The 23841-nt window shown below is 58.2% G+C and carries 15 protein-coding genes and 1 tRNA gene; 14 read left to right on the top strand and 2 right to left on the bottom strand.

Going from position 1 to position 23841, the window contains the following annotated elements:
• Positions 1-202: 202 nt before the first annotated feature.
• From guaB to MWU49_RS05555, 3 genes are all read left to right on the top strand, one after another.
• Complete coding sequence (gene guaB, locus MWU49_RS05565; RefSeq protein WP_246969202.1) at positions 203-1672, top strand: IMP dehydrogenase; 1470 nt, start codon at positions 203-205, stop codon at positions 1670-1672.
• 183 nt (positions 1673-1855) lie between these two features.
• Positions 1856-3427 carry a glutamine-hydrolyzing GMP synthase gene (guaA, locus tag MWU49_RS05560; protein WP_246969199.1) on the top strand — a complete coding sequence of 524 codons (1572 nt, stop codon included), beginning with the start codon at positions 1856-1858 and terminating at the stop codon, positions 3425-3427.
• Positions 3428-3524: 97 nt separating this feature from the next.
• Positions 3525-5303, top strand: a complete 1779-nt coding sequence (locus MWU49_RS05555; protein ID WP_246969196.1) for an acyltransferase — start codon at positions 3525-3527, stop codon at positions 5301-5303.
• Positions 5304-5337: 34 nt separating this feature from the next.
• Here the strand turns inward: MWU49_RS05555 and MWU49_RS05550 are convergent, their stop codons facing one another.
• The gene (locus MWU49_RS05550) at positions 5338-6546 is read right to left on the bottom strand and encodes a hypothetical protein (protein WP_246969193.1); all 1209 of its coding nucleotides are present in this window, start codon (positions 6544-6546) and stop codon (positions 5338-5340) included.
• Positions 6547-6805: 259 nt separating this feature from the next.
• On the opposite strand from MWU49_RS05550, the gene MWU49_RS05545 reads away from it, so the two are divergent.
• From MWU49_RS05545 to MWU49_RS05505, 9 genes are all read left to right on the top strand, one after another.
• The gene (locus tag MWU49_RS05545) at positions 6806-13063 is read left to right on the top strand and encodes a cadherin-like domain-containing protein (protein ID WP_246969190.1); all 6258 of its coding nucleotides are present in this window, start codon (positions 6806-6808) and stop codon (positions 13061-13063) included.
• A gap of 558 nt (positions 13064-13621) precedes the next feature.
• A complete protein-coding gene (infC, locus tag MWU49_RS05540; RefSeq protein ID WP_348646699.1) occupies positions 13622-14164 on the top strand; it encodes a translation initiation factor IF-3 in 543 nt (180 codons plus the stop codon).
• A gap of 54 nt (positions 14165-14218) precedes the next feature.
• The gene (gene rpmI, locus MWU49_RS05535; protein WP_035230240.1) at positions 14219-14413 is read left to right on the top strand and encodes a 50S ribosomal protein L35; all 195 of its coding nucleotides are present in this window, start codon (positions 14219-14221) and stop codon (positions 14411-14413) included.
• Between the two features lie 25 nt (positions 14414-14438).
• Positions 14439-14798, top strand: coding sequence for a 50S ribosomal protein L20 (rplT, locus tag MWU49_RS05530; protein ID WP_246969187.1), 360 nt, complete (start codon positions 14439-14441; stop codon positions 14796-14798).
• A 162-nt stretch (positions 14799-14960) separates the two neighbouring features.
• Entirely contained in the window at positions 14961-15980 is a 1020-nt protein-coding gene (gene pheS / locus MWU49_RS05525) for a phenylalanine--tRNA ligase subunit alpha (RefSeq protein ID WP_246969184.1), read from the top strand.
• Positions 15981-16010: 30 nt separating this feature from the next.
• Complete coding sequence (gene pheT / locus MWU49_RS05520; protein ID WP_246969181.1) at positions 16011-18386, top strand: phenylalanine--tRNA ligase subunit beta; 2376 nt, start codon at positions 16011-16013, stop codon at positions 18384-18386.
• Between the two features lie 20 nt (positions 18387-18406).
• Entirely contained in the window at positions 18407-18709 is a 303-nt protein-coding gene (ihfA, locus tag MWU49_RS05515) for an integration host factor subunit alpha (RefSeq protein WP_035230232.1), read from the top strand.
• Positions 18690-19049 carry a MerR family transcriptional regulator gene (locus MWU49_RS05510; RefSeq protein ID WP_035230230.1) on the top strand — a complete coding sequence of 120 codons (360 nt, stop codon included), beginning with the start codon at positions 18690-18692 and terminating at the stop codon, positions 19047-19049. The genes ihfA and MWU49_RS05510 overlap by 20 nt, the downstream gene beginning before the upstream one ends.
• 645 nt (positions 19050-19694) lie before the next feature.
• Positions 19695-19771 (top strand) — tRNA-Pro (locus MWU49_RS05505).
• 404 nt (positions 19772-20175) lie between these two features.
• Here MWU49_RS05505 and ylqF read toward each other — a convergent pair.
• Complete coding sequence (ylqF, locus tag MWU49_RS05500) at positions 20176-21120, bottom strand: ribosome biogenesis GTPase YlqF (RefSeq protein ID WP_246969178.1); 945 nt, start codon at positions 21118-21120, stop codon at positions 20176-20178.
• Between the two features lie 215 nt (positions 21121-21335).
• Between ylqF and MWU49_RS05495 the strand changes: the two genes are divergently transcribed.
• Both MWU49_RS05495 and MWU49_RS05490 read left to right on the top strand, forming a co-directional pair.
• Positions 21336-22538 (top strand): acyl-CoA dehydrogenase family protein, encoded by a 1203-nt coding sequence (locus tag MWU49_RS05495; protein ID WP_246969175.1) that lies wholly within the window; start codon positions 21336-21338, stop codon positions 22536-22538.
• 25 nt (positions 22539-22563) lie between these two features.
• Positions 22564-23688 (top strand): acyl-CoA dehydrogenase family protein, encoded by a 1125-nt coding sequence (locus MWU49_RS05490; protein ID WP_246969172.1) that lies wholly within the window; start codon positions 22564-22566, stop codon positions 23686-23688.
• The last annotated feature ends 153 nt before the right edge of the window (positions 23689-23841 follow it).

Here is a 23841-nt window from a genome sequence, read left to right as displayed (position 1 = left end):
GATTTTCGCTGCGCTGTGCCACTGTCCGGATTGTGTACAGGGCGCGAAATGACGTATAATCGCCCGCTTAATTTCCGGGGGTGGTCATGGTGTGACCGCCTTAACCGGCGGCACCCGGGTCCCCTCCTTAACCTCGGGTGCGCCTGACAGAACCCCAATCAGCGGTTCGGTTCAGGAGCCCCCTCACTTCCTACGGTGCAATATGCTCAGAATCGTGCAAGAGGCATTGACGTTCGACGACGTTCTGCTTGTGCCCGCCCATTCCAATGTGCTGCCCAAGGATGTGTCCCTGAAGAGCAAGCTGACGCGGGACATTTCTCTGAACATCCCTCTGGTTTCGGCAGCCATGGATACGGTCACCGAGCACCGCCTGGCCATCACCATGGCCCAGGAAGGCGGCATCGGCATCCTCCACAAGAGCATGGATGTGGAAGACCAGGCGCGTAACGTGCGCATGGTGAAAAAATACGAATCCGGCGTGGTGAAGGATCCCATCACCATTGGCCCGGATGCTACCGTGGCCGAGCTGCTGAACCTCACCGAGGCCAACAATATCTCCGGTGTGCCAGTGGTTGAAGGTGACAAGGTGGTTGGCATCGTCACCAGTCGCGACACCCGTTTCGTGACCAATTTCGACCAGCGCGTCCAGGACATCATGACCGGCAAGGACCGGTTGGTGACCGTGAAGGAAGGCGCGGGTGCTGACGAAGTGCAGTTGCTGCTGCACAAGAATCGCATCGAGAAGGTGCTGGTGGTCAATGATGCTGGCGAGCTGCGCGGCATGATCACCGTGAAGGATATCGAGAAAGCCCGTAAATACCCCAATGCCTGCAAGGACTCCCAGGGTCGTCTGCGGGTGGGTGCGGCAGTGGGTACCGGTGAAGGTACCGACCAGCGCGTGGCGGCACTGGTGGAAGCCGGTGTTGACGTGATTGTCGTGGATACCGCTCACGGGCACTCTCAGGGCGTGATCGACCGTGTGGCCTGGGTCAAGAAGCATTTCCCGGAAGTGCAGGTGATCGGTGGCAACATCGCTACCGCCGCCGCAGCGAAGGATCTGGTGGCTGCGGGTGCCGATGCTGTGAAAGTGGGTATCGGCCCTGGCTCCATCTGTACTACCCGTATCGTGGCCGGTATCGGTGTACCGCAGATCACTGCGATTTCCGATGTGGCAGCGGCGCTGGAAGGCACCGGTGTGCCGCTGATCGCTGATGGCGGTATCCGCTTCTCCGGTGATATTGCCAAGGCCGTGGCGGCAGGCGCCAGCGCCATCATGATCGGCTCCCTGCTGGCCGGTACCGAAGAGGCGCCGGGTGAAGTGGAGCTGTTCCAGGGCGGTTACTACAAGGCCTACCGTGGCATGGGCTCGCTGGGCGCCATGTCCGGCAAGACTGGCTCCTCCGACCGTTACTTCCAGGATGCCGCTGCCGGTATCGAGAAGCTGGTACCGGAAGGTATTGAAGGTCGCGTGCCCTACAAGGGCCCCATGAGCGCTATCGTGCATCAGCTGATGGGCGGCCTGCGTGCCTCCATGGGCTACACCGGTTGCGCCACCGTGGAAGACATGCGCACCAAGCCGGAGTTCGTGAAAGTCTCCGCCGCCGGGATGAAGGAATCCCACGTGCATGATGTGACGATCACGAAAGAGGCTCCGAATTACCCGGTCGGGTGATTTGGGCCCTGTCGTGGCTTGAAGGGGTCAGACGTCTGAAGTCGGATGTCTGACGCCAGAACCGGTCGGAGGCATCTCCGGCCGTTTTGTTTTTAAAGCGTCCGGCGTCAGACATTCGACGTCCGACCCATAACCAACAAGGCCCGGCGCTTGTCGCCGGCAACCACCGCGGGATAGAACCCCATGCAAGACATTCATGCCCAGCGCATCCTCATTCTGGATTTCGGTTCCCAGTACACCCAGCTAATCGCCCGTCGTGTGCGTGAGATCGGTGTCTACTGTGAGATCCGCGCCTTCGACATGACCGCTGAAGACATCAGCGAGTTTGCGCCCAAGGGCATTATCCTGTCCGGTGGTCCGGAGTCGGTGACCGCAGCAGAAACCCCGCGTGCGCCGCAGGCGGTGTTCGAGGCAGGCGTGCCGGTACTGGGTATCTGCTACGGCATGCAGACCATGGCCGAGCAGCTGGGCGGCAAGGTGGTGGCCGGGGAGAAGCACGAGTTCGGTTACGCCCGTGTGGAAAAGGCGGAGAAGAACGGCCTGCTGGACGGCATCGTTGATCACGAAGAGCATGGCAAGGAATTCCTGGATGTGTGGATGAGCCACGGTGATCGTGTCGGCGAAACCCCGGAAGGCTTCAGCGTGATCGCCACCACTGGCAGCTGTCCGATTGCCGGCATGGCCAACGAAGAAAAGCGCTTCTATGGCATCCAGTTCCACCCGGAGGTGACTCACACCCTGCAGGGGGGGCGTCTGCTGGAGCGTTTCGTCCGCGAGCTGTGTGACTGTGAAGCACTGTGGACGCCGAGCAATATCATCAACGACGCCATCGATACCATCCGCGAACAGGTGGGTGAGGATGAAGTGATCCTGGGTCTGTCTGGCGGTGTGGATTCTTCCGTTGTGGCGGCGCTGCTGCACAAGGCCATCGGTGAGCAGCTCACCTGCGTGTTCGTGGACAATGGCCTGCTGCGCCACCAGGAAGGCGATCAGGTGATGGAAATGTTCGCCGACAACATGGGCGTCAAAGTGATCCGTGTGGACGCCGAGGACAACTTCCTTGGCAAACTGGCCGGCGAAGCGGACCCGGAGAAGAAGCGCAAGATTATCGGCAATACCTTTATCGACATCTTCGATGAAGAAGCCGGCAAGCTGAAAAATGCCAACTGGCTGGCCCAGGGCACCATCTACCCGGACGTGATCGAATCCGCCGCCAGCAAGACCGGCAAGGCCCACGTGATCAAGAGCCATCACAATGTAGGTGGTCTGCCGGAAGACATGAAGCTCAAGCTGGTCGAGCCCCTGCGTGAGCTGTTCAAGGATGAGGTGCGCAAGATCGGCCTGGAGCTGGGCCTGCCCTACGACATGGTCTACCGCCACCCCTTCCCGGGACCGGGTCTGGGCGTGCGTATCCTCGGTGAAGTGAAGAAGGAGTACGCCGACACCCTGCGTCTGGCTGATCATATCTTCATTGAAGAGCTGCGTGCGGCCGGTCTTTATCACAAGACCAGCCAGGCCTTTGCCGTGTTCCTGCCGGTGAAGTCCGTCGGTGTAGTGGGTGATGCCCGTCGCTACGAATACGTAGTGGCGTTACGTGCCGTGGAAACCATCGACTTCATGACCGCTCGCTGGGCGCACCTGCCCTATGAGTTCCTGGAGCTGGTGTCCAGCCGCATCATCAATGAGATCCCGGGCATCAGCCGGGTGACCTACGACATCTCCTCCAAGCCGCCCGCTACTATTGAGTGGGAATAATCAGAAAACAGGAACTCGCAGGATGAGACGGCCTGCGTTTAAGGGTTGACCCGGGACAGTGATGTCCCGGGCTAACGCCATACAGGGAACCCCCGCCTTGAAATATCGTGCCGAGATTGACGGATTACGCGCGCTGGCCGTGGTGCCGGTGATCCTTTTTCATGCCGGTTTCGAGTGGTTCTCCGGTGGCTTTGTTGGTGTTGATGTCTTCTTTGTGATCAGTGGCTATCTGATTACCACCATTCTGGTGGATGACATCGAGAAGCGCCGCTTCAGTATTGTCAGCTTTTATGAGCGCCGGGCCCGGCGTATTTTCCCCGCCCTGTTTTTCATGATGCTGGCCTGCATCCCGTTTGCCTGGATGTGGATGTTGCCAGATCCCATGGAAAACTTTGGCCAGTCGGTGGTGGCCACCACCCTGTTTGCCAACAATATCCTGTTGATGATCACTACCGGGTACTGGGATCTGGCGTCCGAGTTCAAGCCGCTCCTGCATACCTGGAGCCTGGGGGTGGAAGAGCAGTACTACGTTGTCTTCCCCTTGCTGCTATTGCTGGGCTGGCGCTTTGGCAAGAAAGCCATGGTGGGTATCATCGCCGCTCTGGCCGTCGTTAGCCTGGCGGTCAGCGAGCTGGGCAGCAGTCGCTTTCCGGATGCCAACTTCTATTTGATCACCTCTCGAGCCTGGGAATTGTTTGCCGGTTCCATGGCGGCCTTTGTGGTGCAAAAGTACGGCGTCAGAAATCACAATGGCTGGGCGTCGCTGGGGCTGCTGGCCATCGTGTTTGCCATTCTGGCCTATGATTCGAGCACCCCTTTCCCGGGCCTGTATGCCCTGGTGCCGGTGCTTGGCGTGGTCTTGCTGGTACTGTTCGCCGGCGAGCAAACCTGGGTTGCCAGATTGCTCAGCCTGAGGCTGATGGTGGGTATTGGTCTGATCAGTTACTCGGCTTATCTGTGGCATCAGCCGCTGTTTTCCTTCGCCCGTATTTACATGGTGCAGGAGCCGGGGCGCGGGCTGTTTATTGTGCTGACGCTGGCGACCTTTATGCTGGCCTGGCTTTCCTGGAAGTTCATCGAGAATCCGTTCAGAAACAAGTCGCGGGTATCTGCCCGGTGGCTGTGGGGGTTTGTCTTTATCGCCTCGTTCGGGCTGGTGGTGTTCGGGCTGGCGGCACACAAGACCCATGGCTTCGTTTCGCGGGTGTTTGATCAGCAAAGCGTCGCGCCAGAGGATATGTACATCGCGTACAACGAGCGCAATTTCAAGTTCAAGCAGGCCGCCTTTATCTCTGCTGCGCCAGTCAAACTGCTGATCATCGGCAATTCATTTGGCCGGGATATAGTCAATGCGGTCCGGGAGACCTATGACCTCACCGCTGTTGAGCTGGTCTACCGGGATGATCTGGATGATTGCTCACTGATGCGTTCCGATCAGGGCAAGGCGCTGTTTGCCGAGGCGGATGTGGTGCTGTTTGCCTCCAATTATGGTGTTGATGATTATGCCTGTACTCCAAAGGTTATCGGTCGCGCTGCAGGGCTGGGTAGCCAGGTGTTTTTTGTCGGCAGCAAGCAGTTCGGCCACAACCTGAACTGGGTGGCCAGAACGCCGCCCCAAGAGCGTGCCTGGCTTCGCAATCCGATTCTGGAAGACGTGCTCGAACAGGAAAGGGTTGCCAGGGAGCGTATTCCCGCAAGCCATTACCTTTCCATCATTGATGTGCTGATGGACAGCGAGCACCGGATCCTGATTACGGACGGGCAGGGGCGCCTGATGAGTGCCGACCGTGTCCACCTGACCAAATACGGCGCCATCCATGTGGGACGGGAAGTGCTGCGGCCATCGGCATTAACGGCTGCACTGGCCGCTCAATGAGCGGTGGCCACCCCGGCACGACCTGATGGGCGGATCAGGAGCAGATGCGCAGCAGGTGAGTGACCAGGTCCACCTGGCGGTTGAAGTTGTTCTTGCTGAGCAGTGTCTTGATGTAGGAGCGCACGGTGCTGACAGCCAGCCCCAACTGCTCGGCCGTTTCCGCCGGGTCCGCCCCTTTCAGTAGCGCAAGGCACACTCTTGCTTCGGATTCGGTAGCGTGTATTACCTTGCGAATTTCATTGACTGACAGCTCCCGGGTCTGGTTGGGGTCGAAGATTTCCACCAGTACGTTGCGAGTGGGGTTACCCTGATTCTGTACTGGTGTCAGTGAGAAGCGCAGTGGTAGTGCCGGGGTTTCCAGATACAGGGTGTCACTGTCATCCAGGGCCGAGGTTTCCCCGGTGATATACAGCATCAGCTGGGTATGAAACTGCTGGCTGAATGGCTCGTTGCGAAATTCAATCTCGCGGCTTTCTTCATTCACCTCGAATACATCGTGATTACGGCCCAGCTCCCGAAAGGCCGGGCTCGCGGTGACCATGGCTCCCACCGGAGAAAACACCGCCACGGGCTGTTTGAGCATGGAGATGCTGCTTTGCAGATCCTTGAAGCCCTGCTCTGAACGGTGCACTCGCTCGTACAAATCCACCGCAATTTCCACATGCTTTCTCAAGCGAGAAATCAGGGCCATTTCTTCCGTGCTGAAAATGGTGGCTGATTTGTGGCGGTTGAAGACCAGTACGATGTGTTGCTGGTACTTGTTGGTGAAGGCGACGGTGGCGCTGTCGATGATGCCGGCGGCGCGCACCCAGGTGCGGGTAAACGCCGGCATGCTGGCGAGAATGTCATGATCAGGCTTGCCGTCGGCAAAACTGAACAGGGCATTGGGGCCCATCTCCAGAGCGCGGGAGATGGCCTCATCCTTGAAGACCAGCCCGGTCTTCAGCATCAGCGGGATGACTCCGGGCGGATAGCCCACCGCCCAGCCATACAGACCTTTCATCTGCGGTTCTTTCTGGATGGCTGCCAGGCTGCAACTGACCAGATTCAGTTCTTCCTTGATGCACTGAAGGAAGGGTTCAAAACCATTGTTGTGGTCGACACAGGCATATAGCTGGGTAATCAGCCTGTCCAGCCGGTCGGTGGTTGTGTCTGAGGCTGCCGAATCCAGCAAGGTGGCATGGGGGGCGGTGTCTGCCGGCTTGGACAGACGGTTCGGGCTGGTTGCGGTGTTGTCGGGCATCCCAAGTGCTTCCCTCGTACGATTCCATGCAATCGTTTTTTTAACTCGTACCAATATAGCGAAAGGCGGAGGGGGCTTCTAGCTGAAGGGGGGCTGGAGGGGGCTGTTTTGTGGTTGGTAAGGCACAGTCTGAATGCTTGTGTTTACTTTGAATCTTGTTCGACACCACCACCCTAATTTGGGGGTGCCTGATACTTTCTTCTCTCAGCTAGCCTTGCCAGTTCTAAGGATCGGTCTAATTAAAAATTCTGGGGGACATATGCTGAGTTCCAAGGCAAAACTGCCTATTGCTATCGCATTGGCTACTGCTGCGCTTGCTGGCTGCGGCGGAGGAGGGGGTGGCTCCGATGCCGTGCCGGTGAAGAAACCGGTCAGCAAAGGCACTGCGGTAGAAGGTGTGGCGGTGAAGGGGCCGCTGGTCAATGCCACGGTACGAGCCTATGCCGTGGACTATGCAGCGGCAGACCTGATTGGTGCCGCCGATCCGGTAGACACCGGCACCACCAATGGGCAGGCGCAAATTACGGGACTCAATCTGGATCCAGCCGGTGCTCCCTACATTGTAGTGGTGGAAGCGGATGCGGATACCGTGGATCTCACCACTGGCAAGGTGCCGGTAATCACGATCATGAAAACCGTGATCACTGCCGACATGCTCAATGGCGGCACCCCGGTAGTCGCCACGCCGCTGACCTCTCTGGCCACCGAAGTGGCTGCCAGCAAGGGCGCCACCCCGGAAACCCTGCAGCAGAATCTGAACGACGCCCAGAATACCGTGAAGTCCACCCTGGGCTTTGGTCTCGATGAGTCGGTGGACATCTTTACCGCCACTCCGGTACTCAACGACGATACCGATACCCCGGAAGAGCAGGCCCAGGTGGCTGCCTACCGTCTGGCGGTAGAGGCGGTTTCCGCCGTGTTGAGCAATGCGGCTGCCGATTCCTCAGCCGAAGGTGACTCCGCCACCGATGTGCTGTCTTCCATGGCGCAGGATCTCAGCGATGGCGTGATTGACGGCAAGAAGGGCGATGACGTTCTGCCCGAGCTGGACAATGTGAATGTGTCCTCTGTGTCAGTTGCGGATCTGACGATCCCTGATACCAATCCCCCGATCCCGGTGAATACGATTACCACTGTGCTGGACAACGAGGCGGAAAGCCTTGGTACCGCGGTGACAGTGGATCAGTCCGTAACGGTTGAACCGGAAGAAGTGGCCACCGTTGCCGATACCGATTTTGATGGTGTCAAGGACGATGTTGATAACTGTATCAACACCAAGAACGCTGACCAGCTGGACGCTAACGGCAATGATATCGGTGCTGCCTGTGAAGCCGCGCCGCAGATTGCTGCCGTTAGCGGCAGCGGCCCGGAAGATGGTGGTGCCATTGTTATCGCACTGTCTGGCTCTGAACCTGATGGCGATACCCTGACCTTCACGGTTAACGGCCAGGCCTTGCCGCCGGGGCAATCCACCTACAGCTTCACTCCCGAGCCGAATTTCTCCGGGCAGGTGGTACTGCCCTACAGTGTCAGTGATGGCGAGAAAAGCTCTTTGGCGAGCACTATCACCATCGATGTGACGCCGGTGAACGATCCGGTATCCGGTAGCCTGACCGTTGCGGGTGCTGCCGAAGAAGGTGTCACGCTGAGCGTGAATAACCAGATGACGGATGCGGACGGTGAACTGACGATTCTGTCGTACCAGTGGCGAGCCAATGGTGAGCCCATCCCGGGTGCAACAGGTGAAACCTTCACCCCGCTGCAGGCCCAGGTGGGCGCCATGATCAATGTTGACGTGGTCTTCAGCGATGGCGTTTTCCCTGAAGTGACCGTGCCTTCTGCCCCCGTCGGGCCGATTGCCAACACTATCAACAACGCGACCGTTGGTTCCGCGGATATCCAGGGTGTTCCGGTTGAGGGTGAAACCCTGACTGCCATCAATAATCTGGTAGACCCGGATGGCACGGTGGAAATTACTGGCTACCAGTGGCTGGCGGATGGCCTGGCCATTGATGGTGCCACCCAGCAGTCCCTGCTGCTTGGCCAGGCCCAGGTGGGCACGGGTGTCAGCGTTGTGCTGACCTACACCGATGGCACCTTCGCCGGTCAGACTTACACCACCATCGCCACCCCGCCGGTGGTCAATGTGAATAACCCGGCGGGCGGCAGCTTCGGTATCAGCGGTACCCCCACGGAAGATCAGACCCTTCAGGCTGAGCCTGGCTTCACTGATGAAGATGGGCTGGAAAACGTCGAGTTTGTCTTCCAGTGGTTTGCCGATGATCAGCCGCTGGATGGCGAAACCAGCGACCAGCTGCTTCTCGATGACAGCCATGTGGGCAAGGTCATCACCCTGGAGGTGTCATTTACCGATGACTTGGGCGGCGAAGAGGGTGCCACCTCCGCACCAACCGATGCCGTTGCCAACGTGAACGACCCGGTTCAGGGCTCAGTGATTATTGACGGTCAGGCCATGGATACCCAGCAACTGTCGGTTGCCAACTTCCTCTCTGGCCTGAGTGATGACGACGGCCTGCCGGGGGCTCCGCCTGCAGAAACCACTTACCAGTGGAAGCGCGATGGCGGTGATATCGCTGGTGCGACTGCGGTGACCTACACTTTGACCACAGATGATGTGGGCGCGGCGATCACTGTCGAGATCGCGTTCCCGGATAACCGTGGCACCACCGAAACCGTAGTGTCTGAGGCTACATTGCCGGTTGCCCAGTTCAACAACCTGCCCACCGGTTCCGTGACCATTACTGGTGATACCCAGAATCAGACCTGGACCGCCAGCAATGATCTGGCCGATGCGGATGGTCCTGATCCGCTGGTGATCAGCTACCAATGGTATGCCGACGGTGGCGCCATTGATGGCGAGACCGGCTCTACCTTTACACCGGGCCAGGAGTATGTGGGCGCGTCCATCGTGGTGACCGCCAGCTACACCGATAATGACAGCAACTTCACGGAAGTGGATTCTGCGCCGGTGGTAGTGATTGATGCCGATGATGCCTACACCGGTGGCGTTTCCATTATTGGCGTTTCCACGGAAGACGAGTTCCTTACTGCCACCAATGACCTGAATGATCCCGATGGTGAAATCGTGATCACAGGCTATCAGTGGCTGGCCAATAGCTCTCCTATCGTGGGAGCAAACAGCGCTGAATATCAGCTGACTCAGGCGGAAGTGGGCCAGAGCATCAGCGTGGAAGTGACCTTCAATGATGGTGTGTTTGGCAATCAGGTGGTCGAGTCTTCTGCGACAGCCCCGGTCAACAATGTTAATGACCTGCCGGAAGGTGAACTGGTGATCAGTGGTGCGCCTGCACCGGGCAATACCCTGTCCGTCAGCGACACCCTGTCCGATGAAGATGGCATGGGCATGGTCACTTACGAGTGGTTTGTGAACGCAGCAAGCGCCGGCTTCGGCCCGACCTATGACGTTCAGCAGGCTGATGTAGGTTTTGATGTCTATGTGAATGCCAGCTACACCGATGGTCAGGAAACCTTCGAAAGTGTGGATTCTGCTGCCGTTACCATTGAGGCGTCTGTACAGAACCCGGCCTATAACCCGGCCAGCTTCAATGACCAGGTAGTGTATGCCGTCTTTACTGAAGACAGCGACGACAGTGAGTGTTTCGGCACCCAGACCTTCGCCCGTCTGGATTTTGCCTCGGACAGCAACTTCGACGGCGCCATGGCCTGTGATGACAGCACCTTCAGCGGTAGCTGGATGCTGGAGCAGAACAACGAGGTGCTGGTGCTCAACTCCGGAGCGTTCGACCAGACCAACTATGTGGTCGCGTATGCCGATGTGGTTGATAACAAGCAGAGCTACTGCTGGGTAGATGACGAAGATGTAACGGACTCCGCCACCGCGCTGGATATCTGTCGCAACGGCGAAACCAGCCCGTTCTATTTCCTGATCGAGAACGACTTCGACATCCTCGGCTTCGACACCTTCTACTTTGATCTGGCTGATGTGCATGCGGACACGTTTGATACCAAGCGTTTCTCTCACACCTGGCTGGCCGGCCGTACCTTGTACGATGTCTGGTATGGCAACGTGGACTACGATGGTGATTGCGAGCTGGATACCCAGAATGATCGTGGTATGACGGAGCTGGTGTTCTCTGCCGATGGCCTCACGGTTGATGCCACTGGTGTCCAGAACGATAGCTGTGTAGAGATAGCCCTGGATTTCGGCATTAACAGTGATGGTCAGCTGGGTGACAGTGTCTCTGGCGCGGGTATCAACTATCTGGGCAACACCGATCAGTATCTTGAGGTGGTGTTCCGTAACGAAGATGGTTCCCCGGATAACGTGGACCGTTTCTATCACAACGAGACCGAGGCGCTGGCAGCCTGGACGGCTTTACCTGGTGCTGATAATCCCACTGCCACCTACACGCAGAACTTCCAGGATGCCCAGCTGATCAAGGCGCCTGTCTACAACGTGCACAGCGTCGATGGTGAGTGGTTCATCGAGAAGATCGAGTTCTTTGAAAATGGCGATGCTGAAATCTCTGAGCGTGGTGCCCAGGATCTTCGTTTCAGCGACGATGGTGCCTTCTATTCTCCGGAATACACCTCTTACACGGTGTCTCTGAGCCAGATCTCTCTTGCGGTAAGCCAGGGCAACATCGTCTGGAATATCGCAGCGGATCCGAACATCGGTGCCGGTTACATGACCTCAACCGGCAACGGTTATGAAGTCTGCTGGGGCGACTGTAACTCTGTGGAAGCCTTCTTCTTCAGCGAAGAAGCAGCCCAGCGTTATGTGGATGGCCAGAACACCCCGGGCACAGGCAGCCCGCTGATTGGCAGCTGGCTGATCGATGAAGGCGTGAACCAGCGCAACATCCTGACCTTCATTGATGGTAGCCGCTATATCGTCTTCCACGAACACGACAATACCGATCAGACCGCTGGCTCTGCCGAGTACGGCACCTACACCTGGGATCAGGAAACTGGAGCCTTCACCGCCAGCGCCACCGCTCAGTCAGACGGAGAGGGTGGTCTTGATGGTGCCGTGTTCAATCTGCAGGTGAACGGTGATGCCTTCACCACTGATGACGGCTTCGGTGCGGATCGCATTGTCGATGAGGCTCAACCCATTGTCGGCTCCTGGATCCTGGGCGAAGGCGATGACATCAACGTGCTGACCTTCCTGTCTGCCTCCGAGTACGCCATCGTGCATACCCAGAATGGTGAGTGTTATGGCGAGCCGTGCACACCTCAGGCGTTGTCTGGGGAGTTCGGTTTCTACAGCTGGGATGGCTTTAACTTCACCGCGACCTCTGTGTCTGTGGATACCAACGGTCCAGGTGGCCTGTTCAACAATGCTGACCCCGCTGACCAGCAGGGTGAGTCGATCAGCATCAATGGCGCTGAGCTGACCTTTACGGATGCGAATGAGGGCGCCTTTGTCTTCAATCGGGTCAGTGGGCAGCCCATGGGGTTGGTCTGTGGCTATCAGTCAGGTTGGGATGATGTGGAGGGTAAGCCCCTGACCTTCAACTCCCTGGATGACTACAACACCGTGCTTGCGGATTGCGATCAGCAAGAGGCGCTGCCTTCCTGGTCCAGAACCGATCTGGCCGGTGACACCTTCTACGATGGAGAGGGCGAAATCACCTTTGATGCCACCGCCGATACCGCCGTGGGCATTGATTATGGTGATGATGGCGAGAAAGGCACCGCTGACGATGAAGCCTTTTATGTTGTGGTCTCCGATTTCGCCACCAATCAGGTGATGCTGGAGTACTCCGTTACCGAGGGTGGCGCCATTGAGAGCTATGATGTGCTGACCATGAAGTTCTACGATGGCTCCAATCAGGCTGACTTTGTCGTCTTCTATGAGGATTACGGCTGGGCGGAGTCAGACATGGATTATATCGATACCACCATGAAGGACGGCGAAATCTGGAACTGGACCTGGTACCGCAATGATCCGAACGCTGTTTCGTTGTCGTGCGGTTATGAATCCGGCTGGGATGAAGCTACCGAGCGGCCGCTGGTATTCAATTCCGTCAATGACTACTACCAGGTGCTGTCCTCCTGTGAGACTGATTTCGGGGTGCATCCGCTTTCCGTAAGCAGCTTTGCCAATGTCACCCTGTATGAAGAGTGGGGTGAGAGCCATATTGTCTTCGATGGCACGGGGCAAAATGCCACCATTACCGAGTATGGCGATGACGGCATGCCGGGCGGCGGTGATGACGAAACCTTCTACGCGGTGGTGTCTGATTTCGGCACCAATGTCGTTCAGTTCGAGTTTTCGCTGACACAAGGTGGAGAGGTGCTGGCTTCCGAGCTGTGGAGTCTGGCGTTCTACAGCGCGGACGAACTAAGTGACGGCAAGGACTACTGGAACTTCCGGATCTTCTATGAGGATTTTGGTTGGCCTGAATCCGACGGCAGCATCAACGTTGATGACAACAAGGACGGCGAGATCTGGAGCAACCGCTTCTCGACTTCCTCTGACTTCAACTGGGGCGGTGTTGCCCCCTGAATGAACGTGTGTTGATCTCTGTTTTTGAGAGGCCCCGCTGATGCGGGGCTTTTTTTGTGCCGCTCTGCGGCTGCAGCACGCACCACGCACCATGCGGCACGCAAAATCGAGACCTTGGGGCATCCCTCTGTGGGAGCTTGCCTGCAAGCGATTCTGCCCTTGAGTTGGCCCCCTATCGCTTGCAGGCATACCCTGACGAGCATAGAGAGCGCCCACAGAGCAGGATTAACCGGTGGGAGATGCTGGTAGATGGGGGCCGGTTGACCCGTCCGGCCAGTCAGGCCCGCTGAATGGCCCTCAGGGGCGTATTGCTGCTTGAAAAGTGACCGGATTTGCTTACAATACGCACCCTTCCCGGAATTCGGGGCCGATTTGTCGGCTGCCGGATCGTGAGCAAGGTCTCACCGCCGGGCAGAATTCATTCCGTTTCAGTGAGTTGCGCGCTCCAGGCCAAGGGTTTGGGGTTGTTGTGCCCGTTGTGGTGGCATACAATGCGCGCCTTTACTGGGGCGGCGAGGCTGTCGCCTCATTGTCTAAAACAGATTGGAGGTTCACGACATTAAGCGTGGAGGCAATAAGGGCCGCGAGCAACGCGCCCGAATCAATCAGCAAATCCAGGCAACCGATGTTCGGTTGATCGATGTGGACGGCGAGCAGGTCGGTATTGTGACCCTGCAGGAAGCGCTGGAGAAAGCCACTTCAAAACAGCTGGATCTGGTAGAAATCTCCCCTGGTGCGGAACCGCCCGTTTGCCGAATCATGGATTACGGCAAGCATCTGTTTGAGGCGAAGCAAAAGGCCAAAGAAGGGCGCAAGAAGCAGCGTCAGACTCAGGTAAAGGAAATCAAATTCCGTCCCGGCACCGATATCGGCGACTATGAGGTGAAACTGCGTAACCTCAAGAAGTTCCTCGAGGCCGGCGACAAAACCAAGATTACCGTCCGCTTCCGCGGCCGGGAAATGGCTCACCAGGAGCTGGGCCGGGAACTGCTCGAGCGTATCGAGAAGGACCTGGAAGAAATCGGCACTGTAGAGCAACGTCCGAACATGGAAGGTCGCCAGATGATCATGGTGATCGGCCCGGGCAAAAAGAAGAAGTAACCCTTTCCTTAAGAGAAGGGTTGCTACATTAACTAACCAACTTGAGAAGGTACCATGCCTAAGATCAAGACAAATCGTGGGGCTGCCAAGCGTTTCAAGAAAACCGCCTCCGGTTTCAAGCGCAAGCAGGCATTCAAAAACCACATTCTGACCAAGAAGTCCTCCAAGACTATCCGTCAGCTGCGTCCGAAAACCGAGGTACATGAAGCTGATGTAGCTCTGGTTAAACGCATGATGCCCTACGCATAACTGATACGGATCTGGAGACTGAAAAATGGCACGAGTAAAACGTGGTGTGCAGGCCCGTCGTCGGCACAAGAAGGTTCTCAAGCAGGCTAAAGGCTACTACGGTGCCCGCAGCCGTGTTTATCGCGTAGCGGTCCAGGCCGTTACCAAAGCCGGTCAGTACGCTTACCGCGACCGTAAGGTTCGCAAGCGTCAGTTCCGTCGTCTGTGGATTGTTCGTATCAACGCCGCTGCGCGTCTGAACGGCCTGTCCTACAGCCGTCTGATCGATGGTCTGAAGAAAGCGTCCATCGACATCGACCGTAAAGTACTGGCGGACATCGCTGTCCGGGATCTGGCGACCTTTAGCGCTTTGGCAGAGAAAGCCAAAGCGAGTCTCACCGCCTGATTCACTGTTCTGTCTCAGACAGAGCAGCATACTCAACGGGGGAAGAGCTCGCGCTCTTCCCCCGTTTTTGTTGGAACAAGAGACGCAACAAGCAACATGCTTCATGCAACACGCCAGCCTGCGTGATGCGTGTTGCGTGAGGCGTGTAGCAGAGGAATATCAATGGAAAATCTCGATGCCCTGGTCGCAGCCGCCCTGGCGGAAGTCGAGCAGGCGGGTGACGTTCGGGCCCTGGATGATGTACGGGTAAAATACCTGGGCAAGAAGGGTGAAATCAGTGCGCTGATGAAGGGCCTTGGCAAATTGAGCGCGGAAGAGCGCCCCAAGGCCGGCGCGGTGATCAATGAAGGCAAGGAGAAAGTGCAGGGCGCAATCACTGCCCGCAAGACCTTGCTCGAAGAGGCTGCCCTGGCTGAACAGCTGGCCAGCGAAACCGTGGATGTGACCTTGCCGGGGCGTGGCGATATGCCGGGCAATCTGCACCCGGTGAATCGCATGCGTCGCCGCATTGAAGATTTTTTCCTGCGTCTTGGCTTTGATATTTCCGAAGGGCCGGAAGTGGAAGATGATTTCCACAACTTTGAAGCCCTGAATATCCCGTCCCATCACCCGGCGCGGGCCATGCATGACACCTTCTATTTTGGTGATGGTCGTCTGCTGCGTACCCATACTTCCCCGGTGCAGGTGCGGGTGATGGAGCAGGGCAAGCCCCCGTTCCGTATCATCGCGCCCGGCCGTGTGTATCGTTGTGATTCCGATCTGACCCACACGCCCATGTTCCATCAGGTGGAAGGCCTGCTGGTGGACAAGGACATCACCTTTGCCGACCTGCGCGGCACCGTGGCGGAATTCCTGCGTTTTATCTTTGAAGTGGAAGACCTGCCGGTGCGTTTCCGTCCCAGCTATTTCCCGTTCACCGAGCCCAGTGCGGAAGTGGATGTGGGCTGCGTCAGCTGTGGCGGCGAAGGCTGCCGGGTGTGTTCGCACACCGGCTGGATCGAGATCATGGGCTGCGGCATGGTGCACCCCAAGGTGCTTGAGCACGGCGGTGTCGATGCCAATGAATACAGCGGTTTTGCTTTCGGCATGGGGATCGAGCGGATCACCATGCTGCGCTATGGCGTGAACGACCTGCGGTTGTTCTTTGAAAACGACACCCGTTTCCTGTCCCAGTTCAGCTAACGCCCGCAAACACGTTTAAGGAATTCGAAAATGCTAGTGAATGAAGCCTGGTTGCGGGAGTGGGTGAACCCCGCGGTCGATACTGACACTCTGGTCAAGCAGCTGACCATGGCCGGTCTGGAAGTGGATGGCGTGGAAGCCGCAGCACCAGAATTTTCCGGTGTGGTAGTGGGTGTGGTGGAAAGCTGTGAGCAGCATCCGGACGCCGACAAGCTGCGCGTCTGTCAGGTCTCCAACGGCACGGACACGACCCAGGTGGTATGTGGTGCCAGCAATGTGCGCCCTGGCCTGAAGATTCCCTTTGCCCAGGTGGGTGCCAAGCTGCCTGGTGATTTCAAGATCAAGAAAGCCAAGCTGCGTGGTGTTGAGTCCAACGGCATGCTGTGTGGCGCCTCCGAGCTGGGTCTGGAAGACCTGATCGATGGCCTCATGGAGTTGCCGGAAGACGCCCCGGTGGGCAAGGACTTCCGTGACTACCTGCAGCTGGATGATGCGGTCATCGAGGTGGATCTGACCCCGAACCGGGCGGATTGCCTGAGCGTGCGCGGGATTGCCCGTGAACTGGGTGTAATGAATCAGAGCCCGCTTACCGAAGTGGCCATCAGCAAGGTGGCGCCCGCCATCGACGACACCCTGACCGTGACCCTGGCCGACAGCGATGCCTGTCCCCGTTACCTGGGGCGCGTCATCAAGGGGGTCAACGTACAGGCAGACACCCCGCTATGGATGATCGAGCGTCTGCGCCGTGCCGGCGTACGTACCATCGACCCCATTGTCGATGTGACCAACTATGTGTTGCTGGAGCTGGGCCAGCCTCTGCATGCCTTCGATCTGGCCAAACTCAACGGTGGCATCACCGTGCGCAAGGCAAAGGCGGAAGAGAAACTGGTCACGCTGGATGATCAGGAGCTGACCCTGCGAGACGATACGCTTGTGATCGCGGATGACAGCGAGGCGCTGGCACTGGCGGGTATCATGGGCGGCAAGCCGTCTTCTGTGACCGAGGGCACCCAGGACATCTTCCTCGAGTGTGCCTTCTTTGCGCCGCTGGCCATTGCCGGCAAGGCGCGCTCCTATGGTCTGCATACCGACTCCTCTCACCGCTATGAGCGAGGCGTGGATCCTCAGCTGCAGAATGACGCTATCGAGCGCGCCACAGCCCTGATTCTGGAGATTGCCGGCGGTCAGCCGGGCCCGGTGACCGAGGCGGTAGAAGAGGGCAAGCTGCCCAGGCAGGCAGAAATTCTGCTGCGGGCCGAGCGCATTGAAGGTCTGCTGGGCATGGGCCTGCCGGCCACCCAGGTAGAAGACATCCTCAGCCGTCTGGGTATGGAGATCTCCACCCAGGAAAGTGGCAAGGAATGGATGGTGCTGGCGCCCAGCTGGCGCTTCGACATGGCCATCGAGCAGGACCTGATCGAAGAGCTGGCGCGGATCTATGGCTACGAGAAGCTGCCCAGCCGTGTTCCGGCGGGCTCGCCTTCCGGTGAGAGCGTGGGCGAGCATGTGGTGGCCCTGCGTCGCCTCAGCGATACCCTGATCGATCGCGGCTACCTGGAAGCCATTACCTATACCTTTGTGGAGCCCGGCCTGCTCAAGCAGGTGGAGCCGCGCTTCGAGCCGCTGCCGCTGCTCAATCCGATCTCCGCGGATCTGGGCGTGATGCGCACCACGCTGTTGGCCGGCTTGTTCAGTACTGCCCGCCATAACCTGAACCGTCAGGCGGACCGCCTGCGCCTGTTCGAAACCGGCTTGCGTTTCGTGCCGGGTGAAGCGGGCCTTGAGCAGACCCCGATGATCGCCGGTCTGGTATATGGCAGCGCTCAGCCTCAGAACTGGGAAGGCAAGCGCCCGGTGGACTTCTTCGACCTGAAAGGGGACGTGGAAGCCCTGCTGACCTTGTCTGATGCGACCGCGTTCAGCTTTACTGCGGGTGAGCACCCGGCACTGCATCCTGGCCAGACCGCGGCGCTCAAGCGTGGTGATGAGGTGGTGGGCTATCTGGGCCGCATTCACCCGCGTCTGGCGGCGGATCTGGATCTGCCAGCCAACCTGTATGCTTTCGAACTGGCCTCAGCCCCCCTGCAGCAGGGCGTGCTGCCGAAGTTTGCCGGGGTGTCCGATCAGCCGCGCATGCGTCGTGATCTGGCTTTTGTGGTTGATGACAGCGTTCCGGCCGGTGAACTGGTTGCTGCGGCACGATCTGCCTGTGACGAGCGTCTCACTGATGTGCGGATTTTCGATATATATCAAGGTGATAGCATCGGCAAAAATCGCAAAAGCCTCGCTTTGGGCTTGACCTTCCAGGACCGTTCACGCACTCTTAAGGATCAAGAAGTCAACGACCTGGTAGAGGCTGTTGTTTCCCAGTTAAAACAGCAGTTTAACGCCGCCTTAAGGGATTGATTCGGGATTGGGAGTGATTCATGGGAGCGCTGACCAAAGCGGACATGGCCGAGCGCCTGTTTGAAGAGCTTGGCCTTAACAAGCGCGAAGCGAAAGAGATGGTGGAAATGTTCTTCGAGGAAATTCGCCATTCTCTGGAGAGCAACGTTCCCGTGAAACTTTCTGGTTTCGGTAATTTCGATCTCAGAGATAAAAGCGAACGACCAGGGCGCAACCCGAAAACCGGTGAGGAAATTCCTATCACTGCCCGTCGGGTTGTTACCTTCCGTCCAGGACAAAAACTAAAACAACGGGTTGAGGCGTATGCTGGAACCAAGTCATAACGACGAACTCCCGGCGATCCCGGGGAAGCGGTATTTCACCATTGGCGAAGTGAGCGACCTGTGCGATGTAAAGCCGCACGTGCTGCGCTATTGGGAACAGGAATTTCCCCAGCTGAAGCCGGTGAAGCGCCGTGGTAACCGTCGTTACTATCAGCGCCAGGATGTGCTGATGATTCGCCAGATCCGCAGCCTGTTGTACGATCAGGGCTTCACCATCGGCGGTGCCCGCCAACAGCTCACGGGCGGAGCCAACGCGGAATCGGCTACCCAGTACCATCAGCTGATCAAACAGATGATCGTGGAGCTGGAAGACGTCCTCGACGTGCTCAAGGCCTCCTGATCCGAAGACAAGCTCCTGTGGGAGCTTGCCTGCAAGCGAAAGCCCCGGCAGCTTGGCTCCCGGGGCTTTTTTTGCCGCTCTGCGGCCGCAGCACGCTTCACGCATCAAGCAACACGCAAAGATCAAAAGCGGATTTACCACAGGGGCCACAGAGTTCACTGTGCGCGAATGGCGGAGTGCTGCTGTTCTTGTTTCAGGAGCCCCCACTGGAGGGGCGAACAAAACCTGGGATCAAAACCCCCTTCGTCCCGCAACCCGCCCCCCTTCCTCCATGCCCCGTAGGAGCCTGCCCGCAGGCGATCCTTTTCAAGCTACAAGCTACAAGCTACAAGCTACAACGCGAGCGAGGCCTGGCCTTTGGGAACGCCGTCTCCGCGCCCTTTTCAGTTGAGGGTGGCATCTTTCTTGGTGGAACGACCGCTCCTGCGGGGACGGCTGGATTTGGGGGGCGGTAGGGCTTTCTGCTCCTGGCCAGGGCGCGGGCACTGGGTTAACGAATACAGAGGCCCTGTGAACGCGTTGCAGCTTGTAGCTTGAGGCTTGCCACCGCTCAAACCCTGACCAATCAGCCGTTTACTGGTTCCATCCCGCGAATGAATCCGCTATGATGCACGCCGCTTTGTTAGCAGTGCTGGCAAAGCGCCTCGGGGCGTAGCGCAGCCTGGTAGCGCACTTGCATGGGGTGCAAGGGGTCGGAGGTTCGAATCCTCTCGCCCCGACCAAATTTGGTCGGATCAAAAAAGCTCGGCATTAGCCGGGCTTTTTTTATGGCTGCTTCGCGGCTGCAGCACGCTTCATGTAACAGGCAACACGCGGAAGGGCGGTGCCAAATGGCAGCTCCCTCTTGGCTCCCAGCCTGCCTGGCCCGGCCGTCTGATCCGTAGGAGCTTGCCTGCAAGCGATCCGAGCGACAGCGAGGTAATAGTTTCAATAGTTTCGAGTGACGAGTCACGAGTTTCGAAGGGCAAAACCAGGAGCATGGAAAGCGGTTTGGGTTTTGATCTTCGAAATGCGTTTCTGGAATCCTTACCTCGCTTGGGCTCGGATCGCGAGCAGGCTCGCTCCTACAGCGGGTTCTAGCGAGTGTTTGACTGACGCAAAAAGGCCTTTTTGCGTCAGGCGTCAGTCAGCCCTTCTTGTTCGCCTTCGCCTTGTAGGCTGCCTTTCTGGCCTTCTTGCGGTCTTCCTTTTCTTGCGCTTTGCGGGCGCGAATCTCCGCTACCTTTACATGCTCCTTTACCGCCATGGCGGGGGTTTCCAGGGTGATCTGGCCCAGCTTGCCACTGCGGAATTCGTTGATCAGCAGGGCGGCGGTGCGGTCGAAATCGACATGGCCGCCGCGGCCGAGGCAGCCGCGCTGTTTGCCGATCAGTTCCAGAAACGGTACCCCTTCTCCAGGCAGGTCTGTCTCCTTGAAGCGTTCCTGCATCAATGCCGGGTAGGCCTCCATGAAGTACTCCGCGGCAAACAGCGCCACATCATCTTCCTGCATGGCGGTGGCCTTGATAGCCCCGGACAGGGCCAGTCGGTAACCGCTGGCGGGATTTTCGATCTTGGGCCAGAGAATCCCCGGGGAATCGATCAGGATCAGGCCTTCGCCCAGCTCGATGCGCTGCTGGCGCTGGGTTACCGCGGGTTCATTGCCCGCCTTGGCCACCTGGCGGCCGGCCAGGGTGTTGATCAGGGTGGATTTGCCCACGTTGGGGATGCCGGTGATCAGGGCGGTGATGGTGGTGGCCCGGTCGATTTTCTTGTTCACCATCTGCCGGCAGGTATCCGCCAGTTTGCGAATGTTTTCCGGTTTCTGGGTAGTGATGGCCTGGGCGCGCACCGTGGGGTCCTGTTGCAGGTGTTCCAGCCACTGGGCGGTGACCTCGGGATCGGCCAGATCGCTTTTGCTGAGCAGCTTCAGGCAGGGCTTGTCCTTGCGGAAGCCCTCAATCACCGGGTTGCTGCTGCTGTAGGGCAGGCGGGCATCGACGATTTCGATAATCAGGTCTACCTTGGGCAGCAGATCATGGATTTCTCGGGTGGCCTTGTTCATGTGGCCGGGGAACCAGTTGATGCTCATCAAGGGGCCTGCTGTGAAAAATGCGAATTGGCCGGGATTATAGCGACTCTTGCCCGGTCATGCTGGATCGCAGCGCGGTATCGGCAATGCGGTGTGAAGGCCATGGAATTGCGCATGACGGTTTTCGCCAAAGGCCTGATACGTCACGTCATGAGTGTCTCATACGGTCTCGTATACACTGTATACCATTGATTCTGATAACAGCGGAGTACGGTATGGATCTGCGTGTGCCGGAGCAGGAAAAGGCATTTCGGGAAGAGGTGCGGACCTTTCTGGAAGAAAGTCTGACCCCCGAAATTCGTGAAGCGGGCAAGATGGTGACCTCGGTGTTTGCGCCGGTGAAGGAAGCCATGGCCTGGCAAAAAATCCTCAATGACAAGGGCTGGGCCGCCCCCCACTGGCCGAAAGAGCACGGTGGTACAGGCTGGAGCGTGACCCAGCGCGCCATCTTTGCCGAAGAGCTGGTGCGTGCCGAAACCCCGCCGCTGGTGCCCATGGGCCTGCACATGTGTGGCCCCTGCCTGATCGGCTGTGGCACCGAAGAACAGCAGAAGGAATACCTGCCGAAGATCCTCAACGGCGAGCACTTCTGGTGCCAGGGTTATTCCGAGCCGGGCTCCGGTTCCGACCTCGCCTCCCTGAAGACCTTTGCTGAAAAAGATGGTGACGACTACATCATCAACGGCACAAAGATCTGGACCACCTACGCCCACTACGCCAAAAAGATGTTTGCGCTGGTGCGTACCAACAAGGATGGCAAGCCCCAGCAGGGCATTACCTTCCTGCTGCTGGACATGGACCTGCCGGGTATCAGCATCGAGCCCATCGTTGGCCTGGATGAAGTCACCGAGCAGTGTCAGGTGTTCTTCGACAACGTTCGCGTTCCCCAGTCCAACCGCGTAGGCGCGGAAAACGACGGCTGGACCGTGGCCAAGTACCTGCTCACTTTCGAGCGTGGCGGTCAGGAATATGCCCCGGGTCTGAACGTGCAGCTGGAAAAGATCCGTCTGATGGCGGAAAAGCAGCAAACCGTACACGGCCCGATGAGCAAGGATCCGGTATGGCAGCACAAGTTTGCTTCTGTGGAAGCGGACGTGCTGGCACTGGAATTCACCGAGATGCGCATCAAGTCCGCCCTGTCTTCCGGCAAGGATCCGGGCGCGCTGTCCTCCATGACCAAGATTCTCGGCACCGAGCTGCTGCAGAAAGTCACCGAACTGCGTATCGAGACCCTTGGTGCCCAGGCCGCCATCTGGCAGCCCCAGGCACTGGTGCCCGGCAATGAGCAGCCGGTGATTGGTCCGGAGTATGCGGTCACTGCCATGCCTCATTACCTGAACTCACGAGCCTGCTCCATCTATGGCGGCTCCAACGAAGTCCAGCGCGGCATTATTGCCAAAGCCGTTCTGGGTTTGTAAGCGTCCGCCAACAAGGAGAAGTCTGATGAATTTTCAGTTGAGTGAAGAACAGCAAATGCTGGCGGACAGCGCCAAGCGTTTTGTCCGTGACAACCACGATGTCGAAAAGCACCGCCAGAACAAGAAGCTGATGCCGCTCGACGAAGCCACCTGGGGCCAGTTTGCGGAACTGGGCTGGCTGGCCGTACCGTTCGCTGAAGAGCACGGTGGTCTGGGCATGGGCCCGCTGGAGACCATGGTACTGCTGCAGGAGCTGGGCGAAGGCCTGATCATGGCGCCCTACATTGCTACTGTGGTGCTGGGCGGCGGTTTCCTGCGTCATGGCTCTGAAGCCCAGCAGGCGGAAACCATTCCTTCCCTGCTGGAAGGTGGCCTGCAACTGGCGTTTGCGGCAGAAGAATACGAGCGCGTCTTTACCCTGGAAAACACCGCCATGAAAGGCGAAGTGCAGGGTGGCGATGTGGTGCTGAACGGCACCAAGGCCTGTGTACTGAATGGCGACCATGCCGATCAGCTGATCGTGCTGGCCCGAACCGCCGGTCAGCCCGGTGACAAGGACGGCCTGAGCCTGTTCCTGGTGGATGCCAACGCCGAGGGTGTCGAGCGTACTCCGCACCGTACCGTGGATGGCCGTCAGGGCGCCGAGATCCGTTTCAGCAACGTCAAGGTAGCAGAAGCGGCCCGTATCGGTGAGCTGAACCAGGCTTACGACATTGCCAAAAGCGTCCTGCTGGAAGGCCTGCTGGCCCTGTCCGCCGAGTGTACTGGCAGCCTGACTGTGCTGCTCAACGATACCGTTGAATACAGCAAGACCCGCAAGCAGTTCGGCCTGCCCATCGGCAAGTTCCAGGCGCTGCAGTTCCGCATGGCGGATATGTTCATCGCCATGGAGCAGACCAAATCACTGTTGATGGCCGCGACCATGAAGCTGGTGGAAGGTCACGACGATGCCGCCAAGGCGGTACATGCCATGAAAGCCCAGCTGGGCCGTGCCGGTCGCAAGATCGGTCAGGAGGCCATCCAGATTCATGGTGGTATGGGCATGACCGACGAGCTGAACGTGGGCCACTTCGTCAAGCGCCTGAGCGCGGTGGATGGTGTGTTCGGTAACGCCGATGTGCATCTGATGGAGATCGCGCGCTCCGCGTAATCTTCCGTTGGATGGAACACAAAAAAGGCGGCCCTCGGGCCGCTTTTTTTTGGGCTGCTCTGCGGCTGCAACACGCTTCACGCATCAGGCTACACGCGGAAAAACGAGGCAGGAGCGGCAATCTTGTTGCTCCGGCTTGGCAGCCTTCGCGTG

The organism is Alcanivorax sp. S6407 (genome assembly GCF_023016115.1).
GTDB lineage: Bacteria > Pseudomonadota > Gammaproteobacteria > Pseudomonadales > Alcanivoracaceae > Alcanivorax.
Note: the sequence above shows the minus strand (reverse complement) of the source record. Positions and strands in the feature narration are given on the sequence as shown.